Source organism: Endozoicomonas sp. SCSIO W0465, from assembly GCF_023716865.1.
Lineage (GTDB): Bacteria > Pseudomonadota > Gammaproteobacteria > Pseudomonadales > Endozoicomonadaceae > Endozoicomonas.
In genome coordinates, this window is sequence record NZ_CP092417.1 from 847468 (window position 1) to 870033 (window position 22566).

Annotated in this window: 3 protein-coding genes; 2 read left to right on the plus strand and 1 reads right to left on the minus strand. The window is 52.3% G+C overall.

Going from position 1 to position 22566, the window contains the following annotated elements:
- The first annotated feature begins 18 nt into the window (after positions 1–18).
- Both MJO57_RS03590 and MJO57_RS03595 read left to right on the plus strand, forming a co-directional pair.
- On the plus strand, positions 19–20202 hold the full coding sequence (locus tag MJO57_RS03590) for a leukotoxin LktA family filamentous adhesin (RefSeq protein WP_252023007.1): 20184 nt from the start codon (positions 19–21) through the stop codon (positions 20200–20202).
- Positions 20203–22008, plus strand: a complete 1806-nt coding sequence (locus tag MJO57_RS03595; RefSeq protein WP_252023009.1) for a ShlB/FhaC/HecB family hemolysin secretion/activation protein — start codon at positions 20203–20205, stop codon at positions 22006–22008.
- Between the two features lie 5 nt (positions 22009–22013).
- Here MJO57_RS03595 and MJO57_RS03600 read toward each other — a convergent pair whose 3' ends face one another.
- Positions 22014–22466 carry a bacterioferritin gene (locus MJO57_RS03600; protein ID WP_252023011.1) on the minus strand — a complete coding sequence of 151 codons (453 nt, stop codon included), beginning with the start codon at positions 22464–22466 and terminating at the stop codon, positions 22014–22016.
- Positions 22467–22566 lie beyond the last annotated feature (100 nt).

A 22566-nucleotide genomic window follows, 5' to 3' on the forward strand; every position in this document is an offset into this window, starting at 1 on the left:
TAGACAAGGAAGCAAATTATGGCTGACTTTGATCGTACTCAGCTATCGGTTTCCATCGGTCGGGTTAACTCGACGAGGGCTTACCAGAAATCCACCGGGGCATCATTTTCTTCTGCTCTGAGGGCACCTGCTGCGTTTGGTGTGTTGTTATCGGGCGCAGCGGTGGCTGTTGATCACGATATCCAGGCCGTCAGTGACTTCACCTCCATCAGCAGTAATAACAATGTTCATGATATTACCTCCAAAAAAATGTCGGGTACGTCCGCGATCAACGTATTCGATAAATTTGTAGTAGGTTCTTCCCATACCGTAAACCTTCAGGTTCCTGACAGTGCCAGCAAACTGGTCAATATTGTCCGGGGTTCTGAAGCGCCGGCTGTCCACGGGATTATGAACAGCTACCAGAATGGCTCACTGGGTGGTGATGTGGTGTTTGCCAGTTCAGCGGGTTTCCTGGTGGGTGAGTCGGGAGTAGTGAACGTTGGCAGTCTGGCGATCAAGACACCAACAGACTCTGAAATCTCGGGGCTGATCAGCAGTACAGATGCCGTTGATGCAAAAATCACTGATCTACTTAACGACAGTTTTAGTGTTTCATCCTCCGGTACGGTTCGCATCAAAGGCAAGATCAATACCGCCAGTGGCCTGGATATCAATGCCAATACCATTCAGGTGGATAGTGGCGGTATTGTTATTTCAGGGCGTGCAGCCCGGGCCAGTGCGGTTGCATTAAGTGCTGTTAATGTCGACGATCTGACCATTCCCACAGAGCTCAATGTCGATGGTGGCGTCATTACCCTGAAGGCGTCCAGTTCGGCAGCCGGAGCCATTGATCTTTCCGGCGATCTTTACGCTGATGGTGGCTTCACCATCATGGCGGATACTATTGATGTCAATGCCGGGGCAACGCTGGACAGTCGGGACTCAAACTCAGCCAGTGCTGCCGGTACCATTGCCTTTAAAGGAAAGACTGATCAGACCACAACTGCCCTGAACTTAAACGCTTCCGGGAAAACAGTGCTTTTCGAGTCCGGCACCGCCTCCAGTCCTGAACAGGCGGCTGAAGGTATTGCCATCATTGGTAATACGACAGTAGCAGGCTCTGCCACGGTTTCTGCTGACACGTTCAAAACCACAGCAAACAGCAGTCTGGATCTCAGTGGCAGCCTGACCGTGGTTGCCGACAGCAAGGCTGATATGTCCGGCACCCTGGCCGCTGAGTCCGGAATCACCATCACCGCAAAAGATATTGATCTGAATGCCGGCAGTACACTCGATACCCGTAACAGCGATGACTCAGCCCGAGGAGATGTGACGCTGACGGCATCAGTGACCAAAAAGATAGGTTTTGGCAAAGCCGATTCAGACACCAGTATTGACCTGGGAGGGCAGGTCTACGCAAAGGATGTCACGGTTGAGGCCAAATCCATCGCCAACAGTTCGTTTTATGAAGAGCCGGGTACGTCCATGGGCATACTGGCCGCTGGCGCTTTTGTCGGGGCTTCTTTCTATATGATGGAGGCTGAAGCCGATGCCACTGTCAACGTCAACGGTAGTGCGAATATTCAGGCCAGCGGCAATGTTTCGTTGCAATCCGAGACCCATGCCTTAACGGAAGCGTCTTCTATTGTTATTGGGGAGACATTCCCTGCGTCCTTACCAGCCATCTACGCCAGCAGTGACGCTAACAGTACCACCCATGTCAAAAGTGGTGCGACGATTGAAGCAGAGGGTAATCTTGAGGTTTCAGCTCACAATGAAGCGTATATCTCGGCCTCTGCGTTAGACATTATTGCTGAAGATGACAATAAGGTTGTTATTGCTGCCGCTGTGGCTGAGTCGGATGTTGATGCTAAAGCGATTATCGACTCAGGAGTCACCCTGGACGCTGACAACCTGGTGCTGGCCGCAGAAAACCAGAATTATTATTACGTTTCCGCATCCGCTTATGGTTTGACCAATACCCAATACGGTATTGCCATTGCCGTTGGTGATTTTAATACCAATACCACGGCAGAGCTGGGCAGCAGTCTTGGCACTGATAATGATAAAGTGGGCAACGTCACCATCACCTCCCTTAACCGTACATTAAATCAACGGGTCCATTCCGGTGTGACGGTGGGCAGCAACCTGTTTTTAAGAACGGTGGGGTCGAAAGCGGTACAGGGTTTATCGGCGTTACAATCCGGTGTCACCAATTACACCCAGAAGTTTCTGAAGGGATCGGGGCAGAGCGTAGATACCGATGAGTCAGGAAAGGTCAGTTTCAAGGGTGGTCTGTCGTTTTCCCTGAACCTCTCGGACCATGACGCCTATAGCTACCTTGGCAATAATGTCAGCGGACAGACAGATGCCCCGAACATCAATGCCACCGGTAACGTGCTGCTGGCCAGCCAGGTTGATATTGGCAGCGACAATGAAAAAATGGCCGGTGGTTACGGTGCAGGCTCTCTGGGCGGTGATCAGGGAGGGTACCGAACGTCTGCAGAGACCGCGGTAACTGCGCCGGAAGAAGGCACTGCCGGCGCAGGGCAGTCAGCGGCATCAGACACCAGCCTGGCAATGGCGTTGAATTTTGCCATCAACGACAGTGATGCGGTTGCTGAAGTGGGCGAGTCAACCCGGATTAAAGCAGCCAATCTTGGCGTTATCGCCGGTCAATATATGCCCATCGTCAGCACCTATGACAAGTGGGATACCATTGCCGATGTGCTGGGTAAATTTAACGGCATTGGTGGTTTGCAAAACAATTTACTGACCACGTTTGCCAACGCCGGTGCTGCGGCGGATAAAGAAGCCTATGGTGGATCCCTCAATGTGGTCTGGAACGATATGGACACCAAGGCGTGGATTGGTGATAACGCCGAGGTGACCACCACGGGGACTGGCAGCTGGAATGCCAGCCGTGAGCTTAAAGCCAATAGCAAAGTCACCAGTCTTCTGGGTGACTACAGTGTTTTTAAAGACATCAATTATAACTTCAGCTTTGATAACGCCGTTGAAGTCAGTGCCTATAACCTGATGGAAACGGCCAACCTGGCCGGGAATATCGGCTCATTGGGTATTCTGCCCAATGGCAATGGTACCAACAAACAGGGTAAAGCCGTTGGTGCTTCCATTACCTACGTTCAGCAAAGTGGTCAGGCGGTGGCCGGTATCGGTAAAGCAACCGTAACCGCTACCGGTGATGTTGATATTTACGCTGAAACCGATGAACGACACGTTCTGGTTACGCCGTCATCCGGTATGGGGAAAGGGCTTGGTTTTAACGGGGTTCTGGGTTTTCTGAACTCTGAGGTGCTGACTCATGCATCGCTCCATAACGATGCCCAGCTGAGTGCCGGTGACCTGGTGATTGTTGCCGAGCATGAGTTTGGCAACTGGGCGGCAGCCGGTGCGGTTAACTGGTCCGATGAGTCCGCAGTGGGGATTGCCATCGCCGCTAACGTATCCCAGGGCGATACCAAAGCGTTTATTGGCGATAACAGCAGCGAATACGACAAGGTCAAGTTTCAGGACGGCAGCAACAGCAATACTACCAAACCTGCCCCTACATCACCGACTGCTCCCGCACCCACCAAAGGGATTGTTGCCAATAGCGTATCTGTCCGTGGTCGTTCAAGTGGTACCAATGGTTCTATTGCGGTTGCCGGTGCCGGTGCGTTAACCACAGAGCCAAGCAGCGAGCCGGGAATCGGACAGAAGTTTGAGAACTGGTATAACGGTCTGTCCTCCAAGGTAGCGGCGAACTATACCGGGGCCAATAGCAGTAATGGAGACTCATCCATTGGTCAGTCTGCCAACAATGGCGCGAATGATGATAGCAATGCCAATAATGGCCAGAGCAGTGCCGAAGTATCGTCAGCACAAACCGGTTTAACCGGCGCCGGCAGTTTTACGGTATCCGTCAACAATATGGATGCCAAGGCGATGATTGATGGGGCATCCATCAGTGGTCATGCCAACGGAAACAGCTATAACGATGTTGATGTGGAAGTACAGGCGCTGGAAAAAGTTATCTCTGCCAGTGCCTCCGGTTCAGCCGCTCTTTCCATGCTGGGAACCCAGTCGCCCGCTAACCAGAATACCATTGCCGGTGCCATTGCCTACCAGATCAGCTTTAACGATGCCCTGGCCTGGATAAAAGACACGACTATCAGCTATGCCGATGATGTGGCGGTTCAGGCACTTCATGGTGGTGAATTAACCTCCGTTGCCCTGGCACTGTCTGTCACCCGTCCGGCGGGTAATTCCCAGCTGACCCGGAACGGTGCCCTGTCCATTTCCGGAGCCCAGATATACGACGGTACTTCAGCCAGAATCGAAGGTTCGTCAATCAGCTCGAATAATGGCGCCAATAACGATCTGGAAGTGTCTGCCTACAACAACTGTTATGTGGGCGTCGGTGGCGGTACGCTCTATGGCGGTGGTAAACAGGGGGGAGGCCTGGCCATTACCTTTGCTGAAATCAATGACCCTTCGGCCATTGTTGGCGATGCCAATCCCGATGGCAATAATACCCTCAGTTCCGCCTACGATGAGGATGTCTACAAAGGAAAAGCGACAGAAGCAATCATCGATTTCAGTGGCAGCACCCGTTCTACTATTACCAATTTTGACCAGATTGATATCAGTGCCCGCAGTCTGAACCGGATCGGTATTGGTGCGGCGGGTGTCGGCTATAACGATAACCTTGAGGACTCTCTCGGCTTCCAGGGCAGCTTTGCCATTGGCTCCATCGGTGCGGACACCAAAGCACTGGTCAAGGGCGCGGATATATCCGGTGCAACCACGGTGAATATCAACGCCACCGGGGAAAAAGACGGCGATCTCGATACCATCATCAGTAACCTTGGCAGCAGTGCTACCAATAAAGACTTTGACTTCAGCGGCGCTGAAGCCATGGACAATACCAATGTCCATACAACAGAAGACGGCAGTGGCTCAACCTACCGTTACAACAGCGAAGGCAAGCGGATTATTGCCGTGGCCGGTGTGGTCCAGGTGGGTAAAAAGAATCTCGGCATCTCATACGCCCATGCGGATGTAAAAAGCGAAACCAAAGCCCGCATTGTCGACAGCAATATCAACAAGAACGACAACACCGGGGCCACGGTAAATGTTAATGCCCGTGATAACTCACTGCTCTACAGCGTTGCCATCGGTGTGGGGGTGGGTACCGGCGGATTTTCCGGTGTTGGTTCAGTGGCCGTGAACCGGCTCAATAACCAGATTCTGGCAGAGATTGGTGACTGGGATGGCAGCGATAAAGGCACCATCAATGCGTCTGATGTGGCGGTCACCGCCCAGAACGATATGGATATGATTAACGTCGCTGGCTCGGTAGCTGTTGCCAGCGGGCAGGGTGGTGCCAATGCCGGTGGTCTGGCCGTTGCCCTCAATCTTGTGGGAACCGATGAACACTCCACCAAAGCGAGGGTCAGTAATACCACGCTGAAAGTGGATGAAGACCTGACGGTCAAAGCCCTCAGTGGTACCTCAAACAATAAGAACCTGCTGGTGGGGAATGCCATTGCCATCGGTGCTTCTCTTGGCCAGAGCGGCATTGCCTTTGCCGGCGCGATTTCCACCAATAATGTTGATCAGACCATTCAGGCGGCCATCAAGGATACGGCCACCAATCGCTCCGGTGCCGCTTCTTCCAGCAGTGGTGGCGATATCACCGTCAAGGGGCAGGATTACACCGACAGTGTTGCCACAGCCTGGATGGGCGCAGGGTCCGGTAACGGCTCTGCGGGTGGTGTCGCTATTGCCACCAACCGGGTGGATTCCGATGTGACGGCAGAGGTGCTGGGCAATGGCAGTACCGCAGGGAGCACCACGTTAAAGGCACAGAACCTGGTGGTGGATGCCTTCCGCAGAAACTGGCTGTTAACCATTGATGCCGGGGTGGCCGCTTCCAAACAGGTTTCCCTGGCCGGCTCAGTAGGAACCGGCGTTATAGACGGCGATGTAACGGCAAGGATTGCTGAGGATGCCCGGGTTGAAGCCTGGAATAATGTCCTGGTCAATGCCGATGCACTGAGTGTCAACCTGGTTGGCAGTGGCGCTGTGGGTATTGGTCTCGACAGTGGTGCCGGTGCTGTGGCCATCTCCACAGCCATGGAATATGGCAAAACAGAAGCCTGGATTGATGATGCGGTGGTGATCGCCAAAGGCAAGGGCAGCACCATGCAGGTGGATACCGGTGACCTGCAGGGCTACGGTGATCTGCCGGATTTATCCACAGCCGGGGATGATTCTGACCCTGATTCGGTATCAATGAATGATCTGACCAGCGGGTTTGATCTGCTCTCGGTGAACCGCACCGAAGAGTCTGTCAACGGTCTGGTGGTGAACGCCACATCAAGAACCAAACAGCGTGCTATTACGGTGGGTGGTGCCGGCGGCAAGACCGTGGCGATCAATGCCAACGTTGCCACCAATGGTACCTACAATGCCACCAAAGCCTATATCAAAGATTCAACCATCAACAGTGGCGTGACCAATGAGAATGGTGCCGACGTCTATGTGCGCGCCAACGCCCATGAAGCCGGGCTGGTGGTGTCTGCCGGTGTGGCGGTTTCCGGTGGTGGCGAAGCCGCTGGTGCCGGAGTGGGCGGCTTTGCCACCAATGCCCAGAAGCGTTCCAGCGAAGCCACCGTGGTTAACAGTACCGTCAATGCTGACCAGCTGACCATCGATGCCAATAGCTCCAAGCTGGCTCAGGCGGTATCTGCCGGTGTTGCTGCCGGACTTGGGACCACTGGCGGCCTGGGCGGGGCTGCTTCGGTGGTGATTACCGAACAGATGGGCGACACCCGGGCATGGCTCCGTGGTGGCACCACCAATGCCAATAAAGTGGTGGTGGTGGCTGACCGCAGACAGGAGTCCAATGTCGCTGCCGGTGCTGCAGGTATCGGAACCACTGTTGGTGTCGGGATTGGTCTGGCGGTCAATATTGTCGGTGGTGATTCTCAGGCCATCATTGGTAACGACCTGGACGACAATGGCGACACTTATACGACTACTGTCAATTCAGACACGGTGACGGTTGATGCTGACCGTGTTTCCAGTGTTAACAGTTATACCTTTGGTGCCGGTATTGGCGGCAGTTATGGGGTTGCCGCCATGATCAATACCACGGAGTTCCGTGGTGAAACCCGGGCGGCCATTCATGGCTATCTGGACTCCAGTGATCTGACCACCGATATTCGCGGCAGTGATGGCACGTCTGCGGCAACCAATGTAACGGTCAATGCCCAGGAGATTCAATACGCCAATCAGATGGCTGCCGGGATTGGTGCTGGTGCCAGCCTCGGTGTTGGTGCGGTTGCCAACGTGGTGCTGGGGCGCTCCCAGGTCTATAGCGAGGTGGTAGGTTCTGATATTAAAGCCGGTACCCTGGATGTGGATGCCACGGCGCAGCGGGAATCAGACCTGATCAGTGTGGCCGGTGCAGCTTCAACCAATGTTGCTGCCGCTGTCAGTATTGGTGTGGCTCTGTACGGTCAGGGTGATACCACGGCGGAAGATGGCACTAACGCGGAAGATGAATTTGACCCCAGCCGTAATGAAGCCAATACCGTTCTGGCTACCGACACTGCCGGTTATAACCGACATCTGTCTGATGAAGATATTGCTGCCCTGGAAGCGGATTCCGGACTGACTATTGCCCGGGGTAGCGCACCGGCGCCGTCCACGACCACCGAATCCGGAAAATCCCTCAAACTCAGTGGGGAGAGTGTCACTGCCGCCCGTATCAGTGGTGGTCTGGTGGATGTAGATACCCTGAATATCAACAGCCGGACACTGCAGCACAGTTACCAGGGACTGGGGGCGGCCCAGGCAAGCTCCGTCGGGATTGCCGGGGTGGTGGGCATCAGCCGCTCCTATGAAATGAACATTGCCACGGTGGATAGCAGTGTTAAAGCCAACGATGTGGTGATTGGTGCCAGCCTGGAAAATGTCAGCGATGACGATGCAGCCCTGGAGATGAAAAGCTTTATTGTCGGTCTGGGTGGCACCAGTGTGGTTATCAACTACACCGATGCCCGCAGTGAGAACCGGGTGGTGGCTGGTATCAATTCCGCTGAAGGTGATGATACCGGTGACCTGCAGGTTACCGCCAGGGACAGTACGGAAATCCGTCTTGGTGATGTCAGCAGTGGCAAACCGTCGTCTGTTACCGATGGTTCGCTGAATATCAATATCGGTGCTGCCGCTATCGGTGCCAGTGTCGGCTATGCCGAGAAAGATGGCGATATTGATGCCTGGATCGGCGAGCAGGGCAAACTGATTGATGGCTATAACAACATGACGCTATCCGCTGTTAATGAGGGTATGGTCAAGAGCACTGGCTTTGCCCTGGCTGGTGGTCTGCTGGCAGGTGTTCAGGGAGTGGTCACATCTGCCCATGATGACTCGGATGTTAATGCTACCGTTTATGGCACGATCGGTACCGGCTCTGGTGTGGTTAATGTCAATGCCCAGTCAGCACCCAGCCTTTACTCCAGTGCCTATGGCGTGACCGTGGCTGCCGGTGGTGCCATGGGTGGCTCGTTTGCTTATGCAACCACAGAGACCAAGGCACAAGCAGAAATTGCCGATGGTGCCATTTTTAATGGCAACGGTAATGTGGTTGTCCGCTCCGAAACGGGCAGCGGTAACGACGGTTATGAAACCGCGTACGCAGCCGCCTTTGCCGCATCAGGTGGCCTTCTGGCCGGTATTGCCGGCAGTGAAGCCCGGGCAACCAACCGTTCACAGTCCATTGCCAAAGTGGGTGATGGGGTATCCATTCCTTATTCTGACTTTTCCGTTTATGCCCGCCACACCGGTGTTCAGATTACCGATGCGGATGGTTATTTTGTCGGTCTGGTGGCTGGCGGTTATCAGACGGGTGTTGCTCAATCCTTTACCTCTACCCGGGTTGAATTTGGCAAAGACCCCATTGCTGCACTGGAGCGCACCGGTGATCTGATTCTGAACGCCAACAGTTTCAACCAGAACCAGAGCTTTACCACCGCCGGTGGCGGTGGTTACTACGCGGGCAGTGCTGCCGAGTCGGTGATGGATGCCGGTGATTATGGCAGCGGCCAGTACTCGGCAGCGGTGCTGGTGGATGACTGGTCCAGTAATTACCGGGTGTTGCCGGTAGACGCCGGTGGTGTTTATATTTCCGCCGCCAGCGAAACCGAGTTTTTCGCCGGTACTGATTCCACCACGGTATCGGTTGTTGGTGGTTCTGGTGCCACCTCAAAAACCGAAGTGGATACCAATGTTCGGGTAGACCTGGGCAAAAACGTCAGCTTCTCTGCCATGCAGGTGGATATTGATGCCTTCAACAGCGCTTACCAGATCCAGAACCCCTATTTCAGCGGTTTCACCGCTTCCGTGTATGGCGCAGGCGGTGGTGCGGCCAATGGCTCTGCCGGTCTCTCTTACCAGAATCTGAAAAACCTGACCGCTGAGGTGGTGCTTGGCAAGAAAGGTGTCCTGAAAATATCGGACCTGGCCTGGCTGGACAGTACTTACGATCACAACATTACCATCGACGCCAACACCGACTTCTATGTATACGACGAGTCCAAACTGGAAATTGGTGGCGCACTGCAGGGGGCCGGTGCGGAGTCAGACGTTGATGTTAATACCCGAAACAAGATCACCGTCGGTGAAGGTTACAACATTTACAACCCGGTGGGCGAAATCGGGATTGGCACCTACTCCAGGGGATCAGCGGTTGCCCAGGCAAACGTCAGTGTGTGGGCGGCAGCCGGTGTGGCCGGTGGGGTCAGCAAGGTTAATCTGGACGTCCTTAACCAGGTGAATATTGGTAAGAATGCTGTTATCAACGGCTATGGTGATGTTGGTATCTACAGTGGCCGGGCCAGTAACTACTTCCAGGAAAACCAGCTGACCAGTAATGCGCTGGCCAATGTGTATAACTGGACCGCTATACCCATTCCTGCAGGCAACAAAGCCAAGTCCAATATATCACTGACCAATAATGTCGAGTTTGCCGATGGTTTTGCGGTGGGCTCCGATAGCCACGTCTTTATAGAGGCGAATGAAGGCGCGTTAAGCGCCACCCATCGCGGCATTGAAAAAAATCCCTACCTGGAGCTGTTCAGTTCGGAAACCACCTTTGGCAGCAGTGATTCCAGCACCAGCAATGTGCTGACCTTTAACGGCAGTGGTTCCGTTGTGGCAGGGCAGTATGCCTATCAGTGGGTTGAGGTGGATACCAATGGCAGTATCACATCTCAGCTCTACCGTTATGGTACTGCCGCGCAAATGGACGACAAGTATTCCAGCCGGGCAGAGCTGGAAACCTATATTCAGGAGCTGCAAGACCGCATTGCCGAGCTGGAGGCCTGGACACCAGACTCCGGTGCTGAGGGTATTGATGTGGCCGATGGTGCTGATGATGATGCGGTGGGTGATCCTGGTGCTGAAGACCCTGCTGCATCCGGTGGCAGTGGCGATAATCTGGCTGTGGATAACAGCAATCCGTACCAGACGGAAATTGATCAATTGAAGTCGGAAGTCGTATTACTGTCGGCCATCGTGGACGATCTGTCCGAGAACCCCAATTTTGCCATTGAGGTTGCCAATGTCCGGGCAACCGCCGGTAACGTTAATCTGGTGGCAGATACCATTACCCTGGCCGGTTCCGGCAAGCCTTCCTTTACCGCCAAAGGTGACGCATACATCCGGGTTGACAATAAAACCGACGAGCACCTGGTGCTCAACAACCTGAGCATTACCAATCAGACCGGTGGTAACGTCTTTGTCACCGGTGGTGCATCACTGTCGGATACCTATATCGATGAGCAATCCGGCAGTGATTATACCGATACCACCGGGATCACCATTGATCACGCGCCAACGGGCGCTAACTATCTGGACTCCGATGTCATCATTAACGGTGATATTGCCAATCTTCTGTCCAGTGTCAATATCAGCGTGGCGGAAGGTGATTTGATTCAACAGGCCACTATTGAAGCAAACGCCATTAACCTGGATGTGAAAAATGGCAGCCTGTTATTGAACAGCAATAAGCCGCAGACTTATGGACGCGATCCGGATGCCCTGGTGAATTATACCTCAGGGTGGAAACCGGCCTCTGCAGATGACTTTGTCAATTACTATATAAACGACAAATACAGTACGGCCATTAACGCCACAGGCATCAGTAACTTCAATAACTGGTTCTCCGGGCGGGCTATTCGCCATACCGATAGCCAGATCAGCTATTACCAGAACAGCAGCAGCTGTAAGTCCTGTGACTACGGCTACGATGAGATGAACATCTACTTTAACTGGGGATTCGCCAATGCCGCTGAATACCACGGTAATGACGCTATTGTGTTTGAGATGAGGAGCAATAGCGACAGTCGTGGTGGCAGCAAGTGGAAGTTCAAACCGATCTCCAATAAACAGTCCAGCCTGACGAAAAGTGCCAGCTACAGTCAGGTGAAAAATTCACTGGGAGGAACAGGCACTTCGATCATTGGGGAAAAGGTGGTCATTAATGCCCAGCGTCTGGATATCAACGGCAAGATTGTTGTGGGTACCGATAACAGCTGGTCGGTTGATGTGGGTAGCGGCTTTGATGCGGAAATTGCCCAGTATATTCGCGATGCCGGATTGTCAGCGGGCGATAAGGTTTCTATCACTCCGGGCCAGAGTAAAGTGTTGTTTGTCAATGGTGCCTGGAAGTGGTACGACTTTGATGTTTCAACCAATTCCGGCTCCTCCGGTATCGGGCTCACCTATGATGTGGCCACCGGGCATATTACCGCTGATGATATTCCGGTCAGTGGTGGTGGTTACGTTGCCATCCGGGCCCGGATTTCATCCACCGGGGAGGATGGCAATATCACGGTCAAGGATGGTCTTGGCCAGATCGATATCAACAATGACTCAAACAGTCAGCTGGTGCTGGGCACCATCAGTGCCGGGGATGATGCCACCGGTATTATCCGCATTACCGACCTGAACAAAAGAAAGGATATTCCAGACGATGGTCGTGGATATGCGGTCGAGTACAGTGAATGGTTTGTCCATTCACCCGGCAGCAAAATCCGCAAATATGAAACCAGTGCATGGGATGTCAGTTACCAAGAATCGGACTTTATCGGGGAATATGGCGGTACTGGCACCACCTCAACCATGACCTATAACCCGGTGGCCGGTCAGCTCTATTACATCCGCGAAGGTGCGACGATTGCCCGCAGCTTTGACCCACCCGGAGACAGTTCCGCGCCTTATGATGGTGGCTCTATTGATGGTTACTTTGGCAAATACCCGAACACCCTGGGTGACTGGTATTACGAGACCAACTGGAACACCGAAACCAGCTACTACACCACCTGTACCTACAAACCGGAAGCCTGTAGCGGTGGCACTGCCTCCAACTATCTGACGCAAACCTACGACTATGGCAGTGCGTCTGTCTGGCGGGTGAACTGGGGGCTGAGTTACGACAAGTATTACGGCAGTAATATGACCAATGTGGACCCACTGGTGGAAGTTGCCTACCGGCTCAGCATGGATACCCATACCTACGTCAAGGCCGACAATGCCATCAAATTTCAGTTCACCGGTCTTGCTAATGGTTCCATTGACCTGACTTCCAAGGGCAATATTGAACTGACCGGGAATGTCTATAATCCCAGCGGTACCACCAACATCAGTACCCAGAAGAATCTGATCACCGCCGGTTCAACGGCCATCACCTCGGATATCACCACGATATCGGCAAGAGGGGATATTGGCAGCATTGAGAATCCGCTGTCGGTGATTACTGATGAACTGGGCATGGCTTCAAGTCATGGCTCCCTGTACTTCAATGTCACCGGTACCGATGGCGATGTTGAGCTTCAGCACCTGAAAGCAAAATACGATATCGTCGGTGTGTTTGATAAGGGGATTGCGGCCAAAAACAGCAGCACCATTATCCAGGCAGACCAGCTGGATCTGACCAGTTCAACCGGTGGTATTGGTAAAGTGGGTACCATTGGTAATACCAGTACTTACCAGTTTATTAATATCTCCACCACTGGTGCGGTGAAACTGAACGCGGCGACGGATATAGCGGTTAATCAGTCCAGTGGTGACCTGGAACTGTACAGCGCCAATGCCAGCGAAGAGGTGGTGATTAAACTGGGCAATGGCCGTTTGAAAAATGCCATTGGTCGTCTGGATAAGACCGATGAGGAGCTGGCCTACGATGCCGCCGTATGGGACAGCCTCAATCTTCTGGATGATGATGCCGGTGCAGTCACCGTATCCTCCTACGAAAACCAGTTTACCCACAAATATCACACCCTGTGGATGCTGAAGCAGCGTCTGAGTGATACCAGCGACCAGGGGTTTACCATTGACCCAGCCTATATTGAAGCTCTGAAGCTCCGTTACAACGAATCAGATGAAGCTGTACTGACCAGCCTGGTCAAATCAGACTATCAGGGCCTTGAGCAGTGGTTTGCTGACCAGGTTGCCACACCGGAAAATTTCGTGAACCCGGAAGATGCCATTGGCGTGGAGCAGAAAGGCATCCTTTATGGTTACGACTATGGGGACCTGTTGACCGGCGATTATAACCAGGATTATAAACTGACCCTGGCTCAGGACTCTTCCTGGTACACCGATATGGTGGATGGTGCCCAATGGCAGCAGAGCCAGCTGGATATCAGTATCTCCTCCACCGCCCTGAACGGTGATGCGTCCAGCCAGTTATCCAATCGGGATGCCAATGTTACGGCTTCTGACGTTCACTTTCTGGTGAGCAATGGTGGGGTTGGTGAAAACCTGGATGACCTGGTGTTTACGGTCAATACCACCGGTAATGGCACTGTTTCTGATGCCCAGAAAGCCGCACTGCTGGCCGCCGGTGCTGGTGATATTGCCACCGAGGTTGCCGACAGCTCAGTTACCTTCCGGGTCAAGCAGGTTGATCCCATCAAAGTGGATGTTCCCGGAGAGCTTTATGCTTCAGCCAGCGATGAGATTTATATTGAGTCCACCTCCGGGCTGACGATAGGACAACTGATCTCAACCAGTGATGATGTTCGTCTGATTGTTGATGGTGCCATCGGATCAAAGTCCGGCCTGACTAATATCCTTGGCCGTGATCTCTATATTTCCAATACCCGTGGTGATATCGGTGCTTCCGGCAATGCACTGAAGATGGATCTCAGCGGTGCCCTTCGCCAGGCGGGTGCTGCGGCGGATATGTACCTTCACCATGTTAATGGCGACCTCCGTCTGGGTTCGGTCAGTGCCGGTGGCCTGCTGTCGATCTACAACAATAATGATCTGCTGGCCTATAACGATGAGAGCTTTATTTCTGCGGACAGCTTTGTACTTGATGCAGAAAACCACAATATTGGTGCCTCCAGCGGTGCGCTTGATGTCATTATGACCGGTACCGGCGGACTGCAGATGGACGCTGGTAATGCCTGGTTGAATGTGCGCGATACCAGCCTCTTTACTCTCGACAGCACCGATGTGGATAACCAGTTTACCCTGACCAGCGCCGGTGCACTGGATATTCAGGGCAATATCAAGGCGAAGGGATTGAAGCTGGATATTTCCGGCGATATTACCGGCGATGGTGGCCTGTCAGTCAATGTTAATAATCATGTTGACCTGGACGCTGCCAGCATCGATCTGGAAGGAGTAACCGTCCGGGCCGGAACCGCCAGCCTTTATGCCCAAAGTGGTAGCCTGACATTGTCCGATATCACGACTTTCAGTGGTAATGGCAGTGGCTTGATGTCTCTCTTGGCCAATGGCCAGATAAACCTGAAAGGCGGCTTACTTACTCAGTCCGGTAATCTGGTAATGGATGCCAACCGTCTGATGATGGATAGCCAGGCAACGATTAATAGTGCCGGTAATATCACCGCCACAGCATCCGACGCCATGACCCTGTTTAACCTGACGGCCAATACCGGCAAGGTTAAGCTGACCACGGCCAATAATCAGAACGCTGCTCTGGGCACGATTGTACTGACAGGATTGACCGCCAGAGAGGCTGAAATTACCAGTCAGACAAGTATTACTGCTGGCCAGGTCGATATTGACAATACCGCAGTTCTGAACAGTGGCACCTTTACCACGGTTAATGCTGTGGCGACCTCCGGTGGCAACTTCAGCATCACCGCCGGTGACGATATTTCCATCAATGGCCCACTGACCAGCGAGCAGGGTTCGATCATCCTTCGTGGCCAGAAAGATCTGTTTGTCAATCGTCGTCTGGATGCCAGCCGTGAAGTGGATGTGGATGTTGTCGGGGCGTTAATCCTGGATGCTGCACAAACCATCGCTTCCGGTCAGAAGACAACGCTGAAAGCTGCCAGCCTGCAAATGAACACAGGTAGCCTGCTGGATATCGAAGGTGATCTTGAACTGGCAACGTCCGCTGACCAGGTACTTGCACAATTGGATGTAGAAGGCTGGCTGGATACGGACAGTGCCACTGGCTCCATCCGCTTCAATGAACGGGCCGATATAGCTAAGGCTGCAGATATCTTTGCCGCAGGTAACGTGACCATAGCGGAGCAGCAGAAGTTATCCACAGGCAGTGAACTGAAGGTTCAATCCAGTACCCTGGAGCTTATGTCTGGCAGTACTCTGGATGCTGGCACCACACTCAACCTGATCAACAACACCCTGAGTATGGGGGATGGTTCTCTGCTGAAAGCCGCACAGGACATTCAGACCAAAACCTCAGGCAGTGCGACGTTTCATAAAATTCAGTCTCTGCAGGCGATTAACCTGTCAGCCGGTGATGCGCTGACGGTGAACAGCAAGATTGATGCGGGTAGTGCGCTGACGATCGACGCCGATGGAACGCTGACACTGCATAAAGCAGTTACCACCAAAGACAATATCACGATTGATGCTGTTGGCGTGGCTACCATCAATCGTCAGGTGACGTCAACAGAAGGGAGCTTCCAGTTCCGTGGTGACAGTAACCTGATGATTAATAACACGGTCTCTACCAGGGGCAACTTTACGGTTACTGATGCTCAAGCGGTATCCCTGGCAACGGGTAAAAGTATCGTCTCTGACAGTGCTGTTGCCATTAATGCGGCTGCTATTCAGATGGGGGCAGGCAGCAAGCTGGATGCACTGTCAGCACTGACACTGACGACAACCGGCAATCAGCAGCTGGCGACCCTGGAAGCAGGTGATGATCTGAAAGTTGCAAGTTCTACCGGATGGGTCGCTTTTGATGAAACGGTCAACACCCTGGGAGCCGCAGATATTGATGCCAGTGGTTCCCTGACATTAGCGGACAATCAGGGCTTCAACTCAGCACTTGGCACAGACATTAACGCCAACTCGGTTAACTTTGGTGATAACTCCATCCTGAATGTTGATGGCTCACTGAACTTATCCACAGCCGGACAGGCAACACTTTATAAGGTTGACGTTGAAGGCGGTGCGACACTGACCAATGGCGGTAACCTGATTATCAATGACCAGGTGGAGGTGGTGGATAACCTGACCCTGGATGTGGGTGGTGATGCTACGTTCAATGGTGCAGTACTGGTTGAGAATGCCCTGGTGGCTGACGATATTGATGGCCAGCTGACGGTTAATGACACCCTGACTATAGAAAACGACATTCGTCTTACTATTGGCAAGGATGTTGAGTTTAATGGTGTTCTGACCAGCAATGCCGGGCTGCTCGATATCCAGGGCAGTGGCGCTCTGGTCTTCAATGATGATGTTGCCATCGATGACTCAATCAACCTGGTGATCACCAATGGTGTTAGCCTGGCTGATGGTAAAACCATGGCTTCAGGTGGCGGTGCTTCTATTCAGTCGGCCAGTGTCACCATGGGGGATACTGCCCGTTTTGATATCGGGTCTGACCTGGTAATGGATACATCCGGTGATCAGGTATTGGCAACCCTGGATGTGGATGGTCGTCTCGATATCGACAGTGCCAATGGTCTTGTTGAGCTGAAAGAGCATGCCACGGTTATGAATGCCGTAACTATTGATGCTCTCGATGGCGCTGTGACGTTGGCAGAGAATCAACAACTTTATTCTGGCGGTGATGCAACTATTAACGCCGAATCACTGACGTTTGCTAATGGTTCAGTACTGGATGTTGATGGTGCTTTTAATGTGAGCACCATAGCGGATGCCGGACTGTTCAAAGTGGATGTGGCGAATGGTGCTGAGTTTACCAACGGTGGAAACCTTATTACCAATAGCGACGTACTGATCGGAGACAGCCTGACTCTCGATGTGGCGGGTGATACCACCTTTAACAAGGCAGTCAATATTGGCAACTCCCTGCTGGCAGAGGATATTGATGGCCAGCTGACGGTTAATGACACCCTGACTGTAGAAAACGACATTCGTTTTACTGTCGGTGAGGATGTTGAGTTTAATGGTGCCCTGACCAGCAATGCCGGGCTGCTCGATATTCAGGGCAGTGGTGCTCTGGCCTTCAATGATGATGTTGCCATCAATGACTCAATCAATCTGGTGATCACCAATGGTGTCAGCCTGGCTGATGGTAAAACCATGGCCTCAGGTGGCAGCACCTCGATCCAGTCTGCCAGTGTCACCATGGGTGATGCTGCCCGTTTTGATATCGGGTCTGACCTGGTAATGGATACGTCCGGTGACCAGGTGCTGGCAACCCTGGATGTGGATGGTCTTCTCGATATCGACAGTGCCAATGGTCTTGTTGGGCTGAAAGAGCATGCCACGGTTATGAATGCCGTAACTATTGATGCTCTCGATGGCGCTGTGACGTTGGCAGAGAATCAACAACTTTATTCTGGCGGTGATGCAACTATTAACGCCGAATCACTGACGTTTGCTAATGGTTCAGTGCTGGATGTTGATGGTGCTCTTGATGTGAGCACCAAAGCGGATGCCGAACTGTTCAAAGTGGATGTGGCGAACGGTGCTGAGTTTACCAACGGTGGAAACCTCACTACCAATAGCGACGTACTGATCGGTGACAGCCTGACTCTCGATGTGGCGGGTGATACCACTTTCAACAAGGCAGTCAAAATTGGCAATTCCCTGCTGGCAGAAGATATTGATGGCAGGCTGACGGTTAATGACACCCTGACCGTAGAAAACGACATTCGTCTTACTGTCGGTGAGGATGTTGAGTTTAATGGTGCCCTGACCAGCAATGCCGGTCTGCTCGATATTCAGGGCAGTGGTGCTCTGGCCTTCAATGATGATGTTGCCATCAATGACTCAATCAACCTGGTGATCACCAATGGTGTTAGCCTGGCCGATGGTAAAACCATGACTTCAGGTGGCAGTGCTTCTATTCAGTCTGCCAGTGTCACCATGGGTGATGCTGCCCGCCTTGATATCGGTTCCGACCTGACCATCGCTACCTCAGGCAATCAGAAACTGGCTACATTGAACGTCGGTGGCAGTCTGGATATTGATAGTTCAGCTGGTGCTGTGGACTTTCAGGAGCATGTGACCGTGCTCGGCAATACTGACCTTCGGGTTGCCGGCGCCATCACTCTTGCTGACGACCAGAAAATAGCAAGCACCGGCTGGATACGGGCTGACTCAGATACTTTCACCATGGGTAATCGTTCGGTTATCGAATCCGGTGAGAGCACTTCATTGCTTACCGACGGTGATCAGGCGCTGGCGACCCTGGATATTGGTGATGACTTTACCGCAACCAGCCAACAGGGCGCCATTTACTTTAATGAGTCGGTCACTGTCGCCAATGATATAAACCTGCTGGCTGCCCGTGAAATTACCCTGGCAGCCCAACAGGCAATCAACGCTGGCTCAATGGCCATTGGTTCCGAAACATTGCTGGGCGCAGACAGTTTCTCCATGGGTGGAGATGCGGTTATCAACACCCGTGAACTGACACTGGTTCATACCCGTGGTGATCAGCTGATTGGTCAGCTGGTATCCGATGTTGTTGATTCTGCGTTTTACCTTAAGACGACAGAAGGTGCCATTAATGGCCGCAACGATCTGGATATTGCCGGTGGTGAGCGTCACCTGAAGGCAACACAGCGAGTGGGTTGTGATGCAGCAGGTGGTCAATGCACCGGTGGCCAGGGACAATTGAAGGCAGCCACCGGTATTGGTGACCCACTGGTGATTGATCTGCCCTGGCTGTCTGCAGAAACCGACAATGGCGATATCAATATTCTGGCCAGCTCAGACCTGCATGCCCGCCTGCTGAAAGCCACCAATGGCAATATCTACATGACAGCACTGGGTTACCTTGAGATCGAAGAACTGATTGGTACCCCATGGCTACTGGTGAATGACTTCCTGTTTGCTGATCGGATGACCCTGGATCGGGGTGGTCTGGCCTCCAGGGACAGTGTGGTGGTGAATCAGGTCAATATGACTGACGGCGGACCTCTGGCGGTTTATGCCCCGGCAATTGACCTGACGATTGATGGCGGCGACGCAACGGAGACATTAATGGCCATGGGTGGCTTCAATGAAACCCTGTCACTGACGTCGGATGCCAGAAGCTACTATCAGAACCTTGAGGCCGCTGCCTTCAAACCTGGCAGCTTTGCCAACGATGTTCGGGTAGATATCAGCAATACTGACCAGCTGCATATCACTGACCTGCTCACACAGGGCGGTGACCTGCAAATGACCGGTGACCTGCTGATTGATGCGGCGACGGTGAATACCGGCCCGGGATACAATTTCAGGATGGTGACCGGTTATCAGACAGTGGATGAATTAACCATTAACCTCAATAACTCAGACGGGACAGGGTTACGGGTCGATGGCCAGTTTATGACACCCTATGGTGAGTTCTGGATGTCGGTGGATGATGTCAATGTGACCACCAATGCCCAGTTCACCCGTTATGACCTGCCGTTACTACTGACCTATAAGAGCAGCCAGGATGATCTTTCCAGTATCACTCTGCCAGAGTCTTTCTTCCGCCTGAGTCTTGAGTATCAGAATGAAATTACCAACCAGGAGTTGGCCCAGGTTATCCAGAATGATCCGGCAACCGATCAGCTGGTGGCAGATAGCGATCCGGTTTCGCTCTCTGACGGCTGGATCGCGGCTAATGGTACCCCGGCCGACATAGATAGCTTTGATGGTGAAGTTGAAATCGAGGCAGAGCAGTCGGAAGAAGAGGAAGAGTTCTGGTTGATTGCTGAACCGGGCGTTGAAAAGGAGTCGTAAATGAACACCTGGACCAAGAAGAATAACAAGGTAAATCAGGAAGATCAGAATCTCGTTTCCACGGCTCCCCGTGGGAATGCCCGCCGGACCCACCAGAGATGGCCAAGTGGCGGGCGGATGGATGAGGTATGCATTCCCACGCAGGAGCGTGGGAACGAGGCGTTATTTTCGGGGTTGGGGGCTCAGATCAGAAGCACGGTTCTGGTCGGTTTGTTGGGATTAAGCCCTTTAATTGCTCAGGGTAATCCAGAGCCCAGGCCGGACCCTGCCGGTAAGGCCAGCAAAGATCTCTTTGATCAGGAGATACGACTTCGGGAGAAAGAGCAGAAACCCAGCCTGCCAGCCATCACAGAACAGACTGAGCCCACTGAAGAGGTCAGCGGAGGCCCGACATTTATCCTCCGGGGGATTCGATTTACCAGGTCTGCCCACCTGACACAGGAAGAGCTGCAGAACATTGTCCAGCCTGTTCTCGGTGAAGAGATTGATTACCAGGGACTCCAGAAGATTCTGGCAACCATCAACCAACTCTATCGGCAAAAAAATATCTACACGGCGGTTGCCGTTTTTCCGGAGCAGCAGGTTGCTGATGGCGTTGTTATTATCCAGCTGGTTGAAGGCTCAATCGGGGAGATTGTCTTTGAAGGCAATGAATACACAGAAGACGACTATCTGAGACAGTGGATAAATCACGATAACCAGCTGCTTTCCATTGATATCAGCTCGTTGGAAGACGATATCCTTTTTTATAACCGTATACATAACCAGCGGCTCCAGGCAGAGCTTCGGGCAGGTAAAGCCTTTGGTCTGACCGATATAGTGATCAAGGTGCCGGAGCCGGGTCGGAATACCTTTCAGCTGTATCTCGATAATTATGGTTATGAAAGTTCCGGCGAAGTCCAGCTCAGTGCCCTTTATCAACGCAATCAGTTGTTCCGATCGTCAGACAAGGCGATGGCTTATGCATTGGCATCGAAAGGATTGAAATCGGTTGTGGGTAGTTATAGTACGGTACTGGGCACTTCTGGCTTCAGTTTGGGGGGCAGTTTTCAGTTTACCAATGCGGAGGTTGTTGCCGGCGATTTTGTCGACACCGAGTACTCTGGTGACACTCTGAGGTTTGCGCTCGATGGGGGATATCTGCTTTATTCCGATACCCATATCTGGATTAATCTGAAGACCGGAATCAGTACTACCACGTCAAATAATGAGGTTTCAGGCGCTACGCTTTCTGAGTACCACACCAGCCGTTATCAGCTGGGTGCAGAATTAAGCTGGTTAGGCAATCAGTGGCAGTTAACCGGACAACAGTTATACAGCTCGGTTAACAGTAAAGAAAAATTTGTTGGTGATAACCGACGATTTAATCTATTTAATACTCGACTGACGTTTATTTATAACTTTGATAACCCTTTCTATGCACTGACGACGGTAGATGCTCAGTTTGCTTCTGAAGAGGCTCTGCCTGGTTCTGCTTCATTCACCCTTGGTGGCCCATCAACCCTGAGAGGCTATCAACAGGGCATTGCCAGCGGTGACCAGGGCTGGTACCAGCAGATTGAACTCCACTACAACGGCTTCTCATTTGATGAATATCTGTTTGACCTTTATGGGTTCTACGACCATGGTCAGGTTGAATCCCTGAACCCAAAGCAGACGCTGTCTTCCGCTGGAGTGGGGATTAATGTGTCAGGAAATGAGTGGTTCAGCTTTGACCTGACTGTCGCCAATGCAATGGAAGAGGTAGTACCGGATCAGGACAACACCAGCCTCTATGCCCGTATTACCTGCCACTGCATAGATTAAAATTACTATACGACACTGGCAATTTCACCCGGCTTACGCAGCATTTTGTCAATATCGCCAATATGCTGCTCTTCTTCCGATATCAGTCGACGGGCGTATTCTTCAATAAAAATCTGATGAGATTGTTCCGCCAGTTCCAGTAATTCATAGTAATGCTTTATACCCGTTTTTTCGAACTCCAGAGATTCAGTCATGATATGGTGTATATCATGCCTGGACGTTTCCAGTAGCTCACCAATACCCAATGACGGATGTTCTCCCATCAGGGTAATCATTTCTCCGGCTTCATTGGCGTGTGTCAGTGTTTCGGTAGCGGCACTGCGCAGCCAACCGACAATAGGAATACGGCTGTAGCCAAACACCATAAAACTGTAATGGGTATAACGGACAACACCTGCCAGTTCATGTTCAAGAATCGCATTAAGTTTGGCAACGATGGCCTTTTTGTTATCAGTCATAGATACTCCGATTCTAATTACAGATCAGAGCCTTAGTATAGATGCTGGAATCGAGATGAAGCGGGGAATAGAGAAGTATATTGAAACTGATAAATGAGTC